Annotated in this window: 11 protein-coding genes and 1 tRNA gene; 10 read left to right on the forward strand and 2 right to left on the reverse strand. The window is 65.9% G+C overall.

Annotated features, from left to right (window positions below):
- Positions 1-2: 2 nt before the first annotated feature.
- A complete protein-coding gene (locus tag BLT71_RS07835; protein WP_091719033.1) occupies positions 3-1154 on the reverse strand; it encodes an AAA family ATPase in 1152 nt (383 codons plus the stop codon).
- 162 nt (positions 1155-1316) lie between these two features.
- Here BLT71_RS07835 and BLT71_RS07840 point away from each other — a divergent pair, with 162 nt between their 5' ends.
- The 5 genes from BLT71_RS07840 (at position 1317) to BLT71_RS07860 (ending at position 7505) form a co-directional block, all read left to right on the forward strand.
- Positions 1317-2222: a TatD family hydrolase gene (locus tag BLT71_RS07840; RefSeq protein ID WP_091719035.1), complete on the forward strand. Its 906-nt coding sequence runs from the start codon at positions 1317-1319 to the stop codon at positions 2220-2222.
- A 257-nt stretch (positions 2223-2479) separates the two neighbouring features.
- The gene (locus BLT71_RS07845) at positions 2480-3673 is read left to right on the forward strand and encodes a resuscitation-promoting factor (RefSeq protein ID WP_172829935.1); all 1194 of its coding nucleotides are present in this window, start codon (positions 2480-2482) and stop codon (positions 3671-3673) included.
- A gap of 134 nt (positions 3674-3807) precedes the next feature.
- Positions 3808-4680, forward strand: coding sequence for a 16S rRNA (adenine(1518)-N(6)/adenine(1519)-N(6))-dimethyltransferase RsmA (rsmA, locus tag BLT71_RS07850; protein ID WP_091719039.1), 873 nt, complete (start codon positions 3808-3810; stop codon positions 4678-4680).
- A complete protein-coding gene (locus BLT71_RS07855; protein WP_091719042.1) occupies positions 4677-5639 on the forward strand; it encodes a 4-(cytidine 5'-diphospho)-2-C-methyl-D-erythritol kinase in 963 nt (320 codons plus the stop codon). The genes rsmA and BLT71_RS07855 overlap by 4 nt, the downstream gene beginning before the upstream one ends.
- A 39-nt stretch (positions 5640-5678) precedes the next feature.
- Positions 5679-7505 (forward strand): ATP-binding cassette domain-containing protein, encoded by a 1827-nt coding sequence (locus BLT71_RS07860; RefSeq protein ID WP_091719044.1) that lies wholly within the window; start codon positions 5679-5681, stop codon positions 7503-7505.
- 18 nt (positions 7506-7523) lie between these two features.
- Here BLT71_RS07860 and BLT71_RS07865 read toward each other — a convergent pair whose 3' ends face one another.
- Positions 7524-8150, reverse strand: a complete 627-nt coding sequence (locus BLT71_RS07865) for a TetR/AcrR family transcriptional regulator (protein WP_091719046.1) — start codon at positions 8148-8150, stop codon at positions 7524-7526.
- Positions 8151-8295: 145 nt separating this feature from the next.
- Here BLT71_RS07865 and BLT71_RS07870 point away from each other — a divergent pair.
- From BLT71_RS07870 to pth, 5 genes are all read left to right on the forward strand, one after another.
- A tRNA-Gln gene (locus BLT71_RS07870) sits at positions 8296-8367 on the forward strand.
- Positions 8368-8469: 102 nt separating this feature from the next.
- The gene (gene glmU / locus BLT71_RS07875) at positions 8470-9948 is read left to right on the forward strand and encodes a bifunctional UDP-N-acetylglucosamine diphosphorylase/glucosamine-1-phosphate N-acetyltransferase GlmU (protein WP_091719048.1); all 1479 of its coding nucleotides are present in this window, start codon (positions 8470-8472) and stop codon (positions 9946-9948) included.
- Positions 9949-9950: 2 nt separating this feature from the next.
- The gene (locus BLT71_RS07880; RefSeq protein ID WP_045730890.1) at positions 9951-10931 is read left to right on the forward strand and encodes a ribose-phosphate diphosphokinase; all 981 of its coding nucleotides are present in this window, start codon (positions 9951-9953) and stop codon (positions 10929-10931) included.
- 253 nt (positions 10932-11184) lie between these two features.
- A complete protein-coding gene (locus tag BLT71_RS07885; RefSeq protein ID WP_091719050.1) occupies positions 11185-11799 on the forward strand; it encodes a 50S ribosomal protein L25/general stress protein Ctc in 615 nt (204 codons plus the stop codon).
- A gap of 91 nt (positions 11800-11890) precedes the next feature.
- On the forward strand, positions 11891-12481 hold the full coding sequence (gene pth, locus BLT71_RS07890) for an aminoacyl-tRNA hydrolase (RefSeq protein ID WP_091719052.1): 591 nt from the start codon (positions 11891-11893) through the stop codon (positions 12479-12481).
- Positions 12482-12513 lie beyond the last annotated feature (32 nt).

Consider the following 12513-nt stretch of genomic DNA (forward strand, 5'->3'; position numbering starts at 1 on the left):
GCTTAGCGGTTCCTGCCCGAACCTGCCACGGAAGCGGCGTTGCGGGCGGCCTGGCTCCGCGTTCCGGCGGCAGTGCCTGAACCCGCAGTGTTGCCGGCATCTGCGGGTGCCTGCGGAACCGGGAGTCGCGACAGGATGCCCTGCAGGACGGTGTGCGCTGTTTCGCCGGCGCCGGCAGCTTTGCGGTCCAGGATGATCCGGTGCGCCAGGACAGCCTCGGCCACCTGAATGACGTCGTCGGGGAGGACGAAGTCGCGGGCGTCCAGGGCTGCGGTCGCCTTCGCAGCGCGAAGCAACTGCAGCATGGATCGCGGACTGGCACCCAACCGCAGCAGCGGGCTCTCCCTGGTAGCCCTGCCGACGGACACGGTGTATTCCTTCACGGCCTGCGAGACGTAGACCTGCTGGACGGTGGTGATCATGGCCGCTACCTCCGCGGCGGTGACCACCGCTGAGACCTTTGCCAGCGGGGACGCCGCCTGATGGGTTTCGAGCATCTCGATTTCGGCGTCCTTGTCCGGGTAGCCCATGGAGATCCTGGCCATGAACCTGTCGCGCTGGGCCTCTGGCAGCGGGTAGGTGCCTTCCATCTCGATGGGGTTCTGGGTGGCAACCACCATGAACGGTTCATCAAGCCGGTAGGACGTGCCGTCCACCGTCACCTGGTGCTCCTCCATGCATTCGAGGAGGGCGGACTGGGTTTTCGCTGACGCCCGGTTGATCTCGTCGCCGATGACGATGTTGGCAAAAACTGCTCCCGGACGGAACTCGAAGAGCCTGGATGACTGGTTGTAAATGGACACGCCGGTCACGTCCGAGGGGAGCAGGTCCGGCGTGAACTGGATGCGGCTGACGGTGCAGTCAATGGTTTTGGCAAGGGTTTTGGCCAACAGGGTCTTGCCGACGCCTGGAACGTCTTCCAGCAGCAGGTGGCCCTGGGCGAGCAGGACGGTCAACGCAAGCTCCGCGGCGTCGGACTTCCCGTCGATCACCGTGTTGACAGTGCTGAGGATCCGCTGGCTGGCGTCGTGGAACGAGTCAGCGTCCATGGCGGCGGCACGGTGGCCGTTCAGGTGGCTGACGGGATCGGAAACGCCCGCCAGGTTGCGGTTCGCAGCGCTCACATCGTTGGCAGTGCGTCGGTAAGATTCCATCGGCAACCTTTCAGCCAGGGTTTCACCTGGACGGGACAGCAAGCCTGCCTTCGCCCGTCGGTGGGCGTTCTCATGTGCTCCCACCAGACTACTAACACAACTGCCTGGCCTGGCATAGAGTTCCGGCGAAATCGTGGTGCCCTCCGCCGTTAGGCTGGAGTGATGTGCAGTCCGCAGACCCCCGATGCCTACCGCGAACCCACAACGGAAGGCTCCCAGAGTGGCGCAGCGTCCCCGAAACGCGAATATCCGCCCGCGCCCGAACCGCTGCCGGTACCGGTAATGGATAACCACACGCACCTGGATTTTCCAGACGGAAAAGGGCCGGTAGGAATCACCGAAGCTATGGACGCTGCTGCCGCTGTGGGTGTCCAGGGGGCAGTCCAGGTGGGCTGCGACCTGGAATCGTCGCGGTTCACCGTTCAGGCGGTGCAGCAGGATGACCGGTTGCTGGGCGCTGTGGCGCTGCACCCCAATGATGCTCCCGGCTATGCCGCCCGCGGCGAACTCGAGGACGCTCTCGCTGAGATTGAAGAGCTGGCAGCCCACCCGCGGATCCGTGCCATCGGCGAGACGGGCCTAGACTTCTTCCGCACGGAAGGCGAGGGGCTTGCACATCAGCGGTACTCATTCCGGCGGCACATCGACATCGCCAAACGGCTGGACCTCACCCTCCAGATCCACGACCGGGACGCGCATGCCGACGTGGTGCAGGTCCTGGCGGAAGAGGGTGCTCCGGACCGGGTGGTATTCCATTGCTTCTCCGGCGATGAGGAGCTTGCCGCCATCTGCAACCGCGAGGGCTGGTACATGTCGTTCGCCGGAACACTGACCTTCCGGAACGCGGCCAACCTGCGGTCCGCGCTCGCGGTCGCAGACCCGGAACTCGTCCTGGTGGAAACAGACGCCCCGTTCCTGACCCCGCATCCGCACCGGGGCCGGCCCAACGCCAGCTACATGGTGCCGTACACCGTCCGGGCCATGGCTGAATTGACAGGCACGGACCTCTCGGAGCTGTGCACCCGGATCAGCTCAAATACGTTGGGGGCATACGGATCCTGGAGCTGAAAAGTGTCACATTGAGTGACCTTTGAGGCATACGTGGTATGCAAATTTGTTGGCCCGTTTATAACGCTACGGTTACAGTGGAAAACTATTAGCCGGGGTCGGGGAAGGCCAACGGGTAATTTAGCTTCCTTTTCAGCATCACAAGCCGGGATCCTGTCCCGTCCTGGCTGCTGGCGGGAAGCAGGCGGCGCAAAGGTGCCCGGACTGCTGTTCAAAGGCGGTGCCGGGCATTTTACTGCGCAAATCCCCGTGCCCGGATGGACCTAAAGTTACGGGCAATCGTGGTCAAGTTCTTCACATCGGATAGCAAGATCAGCTTTTTCAAGGTTGGAGCCCAGCTGCTGGTGCTTTGCACCCTGGTGGCGGGGCTCGTAGCCTTCGTCGGCAATAACAAAACCATCACGCTCAACGTCGATGGCAAGGTCTCTTCCGTCCAGACCTTCGGCGGCACCGTCGGCCAGGTGGTCAAGAGTGCCAACATCGAACTGAAGCCCGCAGACAGGGTTTCCCCGGCCATCGACGCCTCGGTCCACAACGGAACCGTGATCAACGTCAACCAGGCCAAGGAAGTCAAGGTCAGCCTCGACGGAGCTGAGAAAACGGTCAGCACCACCGCGCAGGACGTCGCGGGCCTGGTCACCGAACTCGGCGTGGCCAGCACCTCATCGCTCTCAGTCCCCAAGGACGCGCAGCTCGCACTCGCCGGTTCCTTCGTGTCCATCTCCACCCCCAAGTCCGTCAGCATTGTCGCCGACGGCAAGGTGAACACCACCACCACCACCGCGGCTACCGTAGGCGACGTGCTCGAAAGCGCCGGGCTGACCATCGGCGCCAACGACCGGACCTCCCAGCCTGCCAACGCCCACGTCGTCAACAACATGGTGATCAAGGTGTCCCGGGTTGATAACGGCCAGACCGCGAAGACCTCCGAGGACGTCCCCTTCGAGACCGTGACCACCGAAAACGCCGAGATGCTCAAGGGTGAGAAGGAAGTTACCCAGGCAGGCGCCGCTGGCAAGCTGGAGAAGACCTTCAAGCTGGTCCTCGTGGATGGCCGTGAAGCCTCCCGCACCCTCGTCTCTGAAGCCGTAGCCGTCCAGCCCGTCGCTGAGAAGGTCACGATCGGCACCAAGGCAAAGCCTGTCGCCCAGGCCGCTGCGGCCCCGGCCGCCGGCAACAACACCGGCGCTGCTGCTCCGGCCATGATGAACGAAGCCATGTGGGACAAGATCGCCCAGTGCGAGTCCACCGGCAACTGGAGCATCAACAGCGGTAACGGCTACTACGGCGGCCTGCAGTTCGACATCCGGACGTGGATCGGCGCCGGCGGCGGGGCCTATGCACCCAACGCCAGCCTGGCCACCAAGGCCCAGCAGATCGACATCGCCAACCGCGTGTACGCGCAGCGCGGCCTGCAGCCGTGGGGCTGCGGCTGGGCAGCCAGCAGCTAGCTGATCCGCTGCCAGCCCGTACTGGCATGGTCCACGCGTCGAAGCCGGGCCCGGGATTTTCCCGGGCCCGGCTTCGGCCGTTAACACGGCCGGCCCGGCGGAAACGGCCCGGCCACGCGGGATAGGATACCTAGGTGACTGAACCCAACCCCGCCGCGCCCGCACCGCTTTTCGGTGCATCCGACATTCGCCGGCTGGCAGGGGAGATCGGCGTCAGGCCCACCAAGACCCTGGGCCAGAACTTCGTCATCGACGGCAACACCATCCGCAGGATCGTGGCAGCAGCAGGAGTCGGGGCCGACGAGACGGTCCTGGAAGTCGGCCCGGGCCTCGGCTCACTGACACTGGGCCTGCTGGACGCCGCCGCGGCAGTGGTGGCTGTGGAGATCGATCCCGTCCTCGCCGCCAAGCTTCCCGCAACGGTGGCTGAATGGCGGCCGGCCGCGGTCGGAAATTTCCATCTCGTCGAGGCTGACGCCATGAAGGTCACGGAACTTCCTGTGGAACCTACGGCGCTGGTAGCCAACCTGCCCTACAACGTTGCGGTGCCCGTGGTCCTGCACCTCCTGGAGCATTTCCCCAGCCTGCAGCACGGCCTGGTCATGGTCCAGGACGAGGTAGCCGACCGGCTGGCCGCCGGTCCGGGGTCAAAGACCTATGGCGTTCCGTCCGTCAAGGCAGCCTGGTACAGCCAGATGCGCAAAGCCGGCGTGATCGGCATGAACGTATTCTGGCCCGCGCCCAAGATTCACAGCGGACTGGTCGCCTTCACCCGGCGCGAGCCGCCTGCCACCAGTGCAACCCGCAAACAGGTCTTTGCCGTGATTGATGCAGCTTTCGCCCAGCGTCGCAAGACCCTGCGCGCCGCGCTCAGCGGCTGGGCCGGGGGAGGACCTGAAGCCGAACGCTGCCTGCTGGCGGCCGGCGTTGACCCCACGGCACGCGGTGAGGTCATCGACATCGCCGCGTTCGCCCGAATCGCCGAAGCCAAGGAAGCGGGCGCGTGAACACGCCCGCCGTCCGGTTCGCGGCACGGACGGTCCGGGTCAAGGCTCCCGGAAAGATCAACGTCTCGCTGGACGTCGGCCCGCTCCGGCCCGATGGCTACCATTCCGTGGCCAGCGTCTACCTGGCCGTCTCCCTCTATGAAGAAGTCGCCGCCACCAGCACGGAAACGCCGGGCATCACGGTGAGCCTGAGCCCGGGCAGCACCCTTGACCTTGACGCCGTCGACATCCCCCTTGACGCCAGCAACCTGGCGTACAGGGCCGCCGCCATCATGGCTGACGTTTCCGAGCACGCCACCGGGGTCCACCTGGAAATCACCAAGAGGGTGCCCGTGGCCGGCGGAATGGGCGGGGGATCGGCGGACGCCGCCGCTACGCTCCTGGCCTGTGATGCCCTGTGGAACAGCGGCCTGTCCAGGGAGGAACTCGCGCACCTTGCTGCCGAACTCGGAGCCGACGTTCCGTTCTCCCTGCTCGGCGGAACGGCGGTAGGGCTCGGGGTTGGTGACCAGTTGTCGCCGGCACTCGCCAAGGCAAAGACCCACTGGGTCCTGGTTACCGCCGACTTCGGCCTGCCCACCCCGGAAGTCTTCCGGACCCTGGACAGGCTGCGTGAAGCCGAGGGCGTGGACGCGGACGAGCCCACCGGCGTCGACCCCCACATCCTGGCCGCGCTCCGCGGTGGCGACGCAGACGCCCTCAGCCGCATCCTGGTCAACGACCTCCAGCGGGCCTCCATTGAACTGGCCCCCTCACTGCGCGATACGCTGGGCATCGGCGAATCGCATGGCGCCATCGCCGGCATCGTGTCCGGCTCCGGGCCCACCGTGGCACTGCTCGCGGATGACTCCGTGGCAGCGGAAGCATTGGCGGAAGACCTGCAGCACCAAGGCCTTTCCGCCCTCGCCGTCCACGGTCCCGTTCCCGGTGCCCGCATCATCTCCGACACCCTTCTCTAGCAGCGCAACGCCCATCCGGGCAGCAGAAAGCAGTTCTTTTTGGCACACCTTCTTGGCGGCGAAAACCTCACGGTCTCCTTCGCGACCCGCACAGTCCTGGACGGCGTCACGCTCGGGCTCGAGGAGGGCGACCGCATCGGCATGGTGGGCCGGAACGGCGACGGCAAGTCCACCCTGATGCGGCTGCTCGCCCTGCGCTCCACCCCGGATTCCGGCCGCGTTACCAAACGCGGCGACGTCAACGTCGGCTACCTGGACCAGAGCGACGTGCTCGACGGCGACCTGACAGTGGGCGTGGCGATCGTCGGCGACCAGGCCGACTACGAGTGGGCTCGCAACCCGCAAATCCGTGAAGTCATGGGCGGCCTGGTGTCCGACGTCGACTGGCACGCCAACGTCCACGCGCTCTCCGGCGGGCAGAAGCGGCGGGTGGCCCTGGCCAAGCTGCTGATCGAGGACCACGATGTCATCATGCTCGACGAGCCAACCAACCACCTTGACGTCGAAGGTGTTGCCTGGCTGGCCCGCCACCTGAAATCGCGCTGGCGCGCCAACCAGGGCGCCTTCCTGGTGGTCACCCACGACCGCTGGTTCCTCGACGAAATCTGCACCAAGACGTGGGAGGTGCACGACGGGATCGTGGACCCCTTCGAAGGCGGCTACGCTGCATACGTCCTCGCCCGGGCCGAGCGGGACCGGATGGCCTCCGTGGTGGAAGGCAAGCGCCAGCAACTGGTCAAGAAGGAGCTCGCCTGGCTGCGCCGGGGAGCCCCCGCCCGCACCGCCAAGCCGAAGTTCCGGATCGAGGCGGCCAACGCGCTCATCGCCGACGTTCCCGCGCCGCGTGATTCCATGGCATTGAACAAGATGGCCACCGCGCGCCAGGGCAAAGACGTCCTGGACCTGGAACACGTCTCGCTGAACTTCCAGGGCGACGACGACGGGAGGAAGCTTTTCGACAACATCACCCTGCGACTGGCCCCGGGTGAGCGGCTGGGCCTGGTGGGCGTCAACGGCGCCGGCAAGACCACACTCCTGAAGCTCCTGAACGGCGAGATTGCCCCCGACGCCGGGAAGCTGAAGCGCGGCAAGACGGTGGTCACCGCGGTCCTCACCCAGGAAGTCAAGGAGCTCGACGACGTCGCTGACCTGCGTGTCATCGAGGTCATTGAGCGCGAGAAGCGTTCCTTCAACGTGGGCGGCAAGGAATTCACCGCCGGCCAGCTGGTGGAGCAGCTCGGGTTCACCAACCAGAAGCAGTGGACACCGGTCCGGGACCTCTCCGGTGGTGAGCGGCGCCGCCTGCAGCTGCTGCGGCTGCTGGTGGGCGAACCCAACGTGCTGATGCTCGACGAGCCCACCAACGACCTCGACACCGACACCCTCGCCGCCGTCGAGGACGTCCTGGACGGCTGGCCCGGAACCCTGGTGGTAGTCAGCCACGACCGTTACCTGCTGGAACGCGTCACCGACCACCAGATGGCGCTCCTTGGCGACGGCAAGCTCCGTGGCCTGCCCGGCGGCGTGGACCAGTACCTTGAACTCCGCGAGGCCGCCCTGGCCGGTTCCACCGTGACCGGCGGCGGAAACCCCGTCACCAGCGCCGGCGCCGCATCTGCGGCAACCGGGACCGGCCCCTCCGAAGCCGAAAAGCGCGAAGCCCGCAAGGCCCTCAACCGGATCGAGCGGCAGATCAAGAAGCTCGACCAAGAGGAAAAGAAGCTTCATGACCTGATGCTGAAGGCCACCGAGGCCGGCGACTTCGACAAGCTCGCCACCCAGAACAAGCAACTCAAGGACCTCACCGACGAAAAGGACACCCTGGAAATGGAGTGGCTCGAAGCCTCAGAACTCCTCGGCGACTGACAAAGGCAACGCGGCAACTCACGCCTCAGATTGCAGCTCCGGGTCCTTCTTGAGGCCGGTGAGGCCGTTCCAGGCGAGGTTGACCAGGTGCGCCGCGACGGTGTTCTTGTCGGGTTGGCGGCTGTCCTGCCACCACTGGCCGGTCATGGCCACCATGCCCACCAGCATCTGGGCATACATGGCGCCGTCCTGGCCGCTGAAGCCGCGCCGGGAGAACTCGTCGGACAGGATGTGCTCCACCCTGGCCGTGACGTGGGACAGCAGGGTGGAGAAAGCGCCCTCGGGCTGGGACGGGGGAGCGTCGCGCATGAGGATCCGGAACCCCTCAGTGCGGTCCTCGATGTAGGTGAGCAGGGCCAGGGCGGCGCGTTCAACCAGGACGCGCGGCTTGGCTTCGGCGGCCAGCGCGGTGTTGATGGCGTCCAGGAGGATGTGGAACTCGAAGTCCACCACCTGGGTGTAGAGGCCTTCCTTGGAGCCGAAGTGCTCGTAGATCACCGGTTTCGAGACGCCCGCGCAGGCGGCGATTTCTTCGATGGTGGTGCCGTCCAGCCCGCGGACTGCGAACAGGCCACGCCCCACGTCGATCAGCTGGTTCCGCCGCTGAAGGCCGGTCATCCGTGTCCGCGGAGGGTTGTTGCTCACATTTCCATCATGCCCTACCCCGGCGGGCCCGTTTTCCCGGTTTCCGGGGCGCCCGGCTCCCGGTCAACCGGGGCTGTGTCGCGCGCTGCCCCGAAGCCGTGGCAAAATAGGGACTTGTGCCCGGGGCCTTGTGCCGGAGGCATGGTCCGCCCTGGTGTAACGGCAGCACCCCGGCCTTTGGAGCCGTGGAGTATAGGTTCGAATCCTATGGGCGGAACTGCTGTGCGGGGAGTTCAGCAGGTAACTCCCGGTGCCGGGCCGGCGGAGGTTGGCCGGACACCATGACGCGCCAGCGCAACAAAGCGAGGAGAATCCGTACGTGATCCCTGAAAACACCGGTCCGGCCGCAGTCATCGTATTGGCAGCAGGTGCCGGTACCCGGATGAAGTCACGTACCCCCAAGATCCTCCACGAAATCGGTGGACGCTCGATGGTGGGCCACGCGCTCCTCGCCGCCCGCAGCATTGAACCCCGCCAGCTCGCTATCGTGGTCCGCCACGAACGAGACCTTGTGGCCGGGCACGTGGCGGAACTCGACCCGTCCGCGGCCATCGTGGACCAGGACGAGGTGCCCGGCACGGGCCGTGCCGTGGAGGTGGCGCTGCAGGCGCTGGACGCCAAGGAAGAGCTCACCGGCACCGTGGTGGTCACTTACGGTGACGTCCCGCTGCTCTCCGGCGGGCTGCTGGCCGAACTCGTCGCCACCCATGAACGGGACGCCAACGCGGTCACCGTGCTCACCGCAGTCCTGGACGACGCCACAGGCTACGGCCGGATCCTCCGCGGGGAAGACGGCACCGTGACCGGCATCCGCGAACACAAGGACTCCACCGACGCCGAGCGGCTGATCCGCGAGGTCAACTCCGGGATCTACGCCTTCGACGCCGCCGTGCTGCGCGAAGCACTGGGCAAGGTCACCACCGACAACGCCCAGGGCGAGAAATACCTCACCGACGTGCTGGGTCTGGCGCGCGAGGCAGGCGGCCGCGTTGCCGCCGTCGTCACCGCTGACCGCTGGCAGGTGGAGGGCGCCAACGACCGCGTCCAGCTCGCCGCCCTCGGTGCCGAACTGAACCGGCGCACCGTGGAGGCATGGATGCGCGCCGGCGTGACAGTGGTGGATCCTTCCACCACCTGGATCGACTCCTCCGTCACATTGGACGAGGACGTCCGCCTGCTGCCCAATACGCAACTGCACGGCTCCACCTCGGTGGCGCGGGATGCCGTCGTCGGACCCGACACCACGCTCACCGACGTTGAGGTGGGCGAGGGCGCAACGGTGATCCGCACCCACGGCTCCGGGTCGACGATCGGCCCGCGCGCCGCCGTCGGACCGTTCACTTACCTGCGCCCGGGCACCGTCCTTGGCGAAAAGGGCAAGATCGGCGCTTTCTACGAAACGAAGAACGTCACCATCGGACGCGGCTCCAAGCTGTCCCACCTGGGCTACGCAGGCGATGCTGAAATCGGCGAAGACACCAACATCGGCTGCGGCAACATCACGGCCAATTACGACGGCGAGAAGAAGCACCGCACCGTCATCGGCTCAGGCGTCAGGACGGGTTCGAATACGGTCTTCGTTGCACCGGTCACCGTGGGGGACGGCGCCTACAGCGGCGCCGGCGCGGTGATCCGCAGGGACGTCCCGGCAGGTGCGCTTGCGCTGAGCATCGCTGCCCAGCGCAACACCGAAGGGTGGGTCCCGGCCAACCGTCCCGGCAGCCGATCCGCCGAACTGGCCCAGGCGGCCATCAACAACTCCTCAAGTACCCCGGCATCTACAGAAGAGGGCAAGTAACAATGAGCGAAATTACGGCGCATGGCGAGAAGAAGCTGGTGCTCGCCACCGGGCGGGCACATCCGGAGCTGGCCCGGGAAATCGCCAAGGAGCTCGGCACCGACCTCCTCCCGGTGGACGCGTACGACTTCGCCAACGGCGAGATCTATGTCCGCGCCGGTGAAAGCGTCCGCGGCACTGACGCGTTCGTGATCCAGGCCCACCCGGCCCCGCTGAACAACCACCTCATGGAACAGCTGATCATGATTGATTCGCTGAAGCGGGCCTCCGCCAAGCGGATCACCGTGGTGTCGCCGTTCTACCCGTACGCCCGGCAGGACAAGAAGGGCCGCGGCCGCGAACCCATCTCCGCCCGCCTGGTGGCCGATCTTTACAAGACTGCCGGTGCGGACCGCATCATGAGCGTGGACCTGCACACCTCCCAGATCCAGGGCTTCTTCGACGGCCCCGTTGACCACCTGATGGCCATCCCGCTGCTGGCTGATTACATCCGCACCCGCGTTGATGCCGAAAACATCACCGTGGTTTCCCCGGACACCGGCCGGGTCCGCGTCGCCGAACAGTGGGCCGAGCGCCTGGGCGGTGCGCCCTTGGCTTTCGTCCACAAGAGCCGCGACCTGACAGTCCCCAACCAGGCCGTGTCCAAGACCGTTGTGGGCCAGATCGAGGGACGCACCTGCGTCCTGATCGACGACATGATCGATACCGGCGGAACCATCTCCGGCGCTGTCCAGGTGCTGAAGAACGCCGGCGCCAAGGATGTCATCATCGCCGCCACGCACGCCGTCTTCTCCGAGCCGGCGGCACAGCGCCTGTCCGAATCCGGCGCGCGTGAAGTGGTGGTCACCAACACCCTGCCGCTGAACTCGTCGCAGCGCTTCCCGCAGCTGACGGTGCTGTCCATCGCGCCGCTGATTGCCCGCGCCGTGCGTGAAGTGTTCGACGACGGTTCGGTCACCAGCCTGTTCGACGGCAACGCCTAGCACCAGCTTGACCCTGCCGGTGCCGGTACCGTTTTCAGTAAACGGTGCCGGCACTGGTAGGCTTTACCCCGAAACCTTGGCGAGGGAGAGTGGCCGCTTCGACGGCTCGCAGATCTCCGTGATCGACTGGGTCTGACCTGTCCTTCAGATGAAGAACAGCCTTCTTGGATTGGGCCGCCCCGGCCGCCCGGCGTTGAAGGTCATCCCAGACCTCCGCCCTCGCTGAACACCGTTTAGCCTTCAAGGAGATTCCATGTCTGAGCAGAAGCTCGCAGCAGAACTGCGCACCGAATTCGGCAAGGGTTACGCCCGCCGTGCACGGATGGCCAACCTGATCCCCGCCGTCATCTACGGCCACGGCGCAGAGCCCATCCACATCACCCTCCCCGCCAAGGCCACCACCCTGGCCGTCCGCACCGCCAACGCCCTGCTGTCCCTGGACATCAACGGCGAAGGCCACCTGGCCCTGGTCAAGGACATCCAGCGCGACCCGATCAAGCAGATCATCGAGCACATCGACCTCCTGACCGTCCGCAAGGGCGAGAAGGTCAACGTCGACGTTCCGGTCCACGTTGCAGGCGAGTCCGCACCGGGCACCGTCCACAACCTGGAACTGACCCTCGTGTCCCTCGAGGCTGAGGCAACCCACCTGCCCACCGCCGTCGAGGTCAGCATCGAAGGCCGCGCGGCCGGCGAGCACATCCACGCATCCGACCTCGTGCTGCCCAAGGGCACCGTCCTGCTGACCGACGCCGAGGCGCTGGTTGTGAACATCTCCGAGGAAGTTGAAATCGCCGAGGAGGAGGGCGAGCAGGCCGAGGCTCCCGCCGGCGAAGCTGCAGCCACCGGAGAAGCTGCTGCCGAGTAGCCTTCCGCCACTTGCGCCGATGGCCGGATCCCGCAGGGGTCCGGCCATTGCCATGCCTGAGCCGCGAGACCACCCACCTTAGGATTGATCCATGACTGATACCTGGCTCATTGTTGGCCTCGGCAACCCCGGCGCCCAGTACCAAGGGAACAGGCACAACGTCGGCCAGATGGTCCTCGACGAACTTGCCGGCCGGGTCGGCGCCGGGTTCAAGAGCCATAAAGCACGCGCCCAGGTAGTCGAAGGGCGCCTGGGCATCGGAGGCCCCCGCGTGGTGCTCGCCAAGCCCATGACGTATATGAACGTCTCCGGCGGGCCGGTGTCCGCGCTGGCAAATTTCTTCGGGATTTCACCGGACCACGTGGTGGCGGTCCACGATGAGATCGACATCCCCTTTAATACGGTGAAACTCAAGATCGGCGGCGGCGAAGGCGGCCACAACGGCCTGCGGGACATCTCCAAGGCGCTGGCCACCAAGGATTACCTCCGGGTCAGGGTTGGCGTGGGCCGCCCGCCCGGCCGCATGGACACGGCCGATTATGTGCTGCGCGATTTCGGAACTGCAGAGCTTAAGGAGCTCCCGTTCCTGCTGGACGAGGCGGCCGACGCCGTCGAATTGCTCCTGCAGGAGGGCCTCACCGCCGCGCAACAGAAGTTCCACCCGGCCAAGACAGCCGGATAACGGGTACCGGCCCGCGCCACAAAAAACTTAAA

It is taken from the genome of Pseudarthrobacter equi (assembly GCF_900105535.1).
In the GTDB taxonomy this organism is placed as follows: Bacteria; Actinomycetota; Actinomycetes; order Actinomycetales; family Micrococcaceae; genus Arthrobacter; species Arthrobacter equi.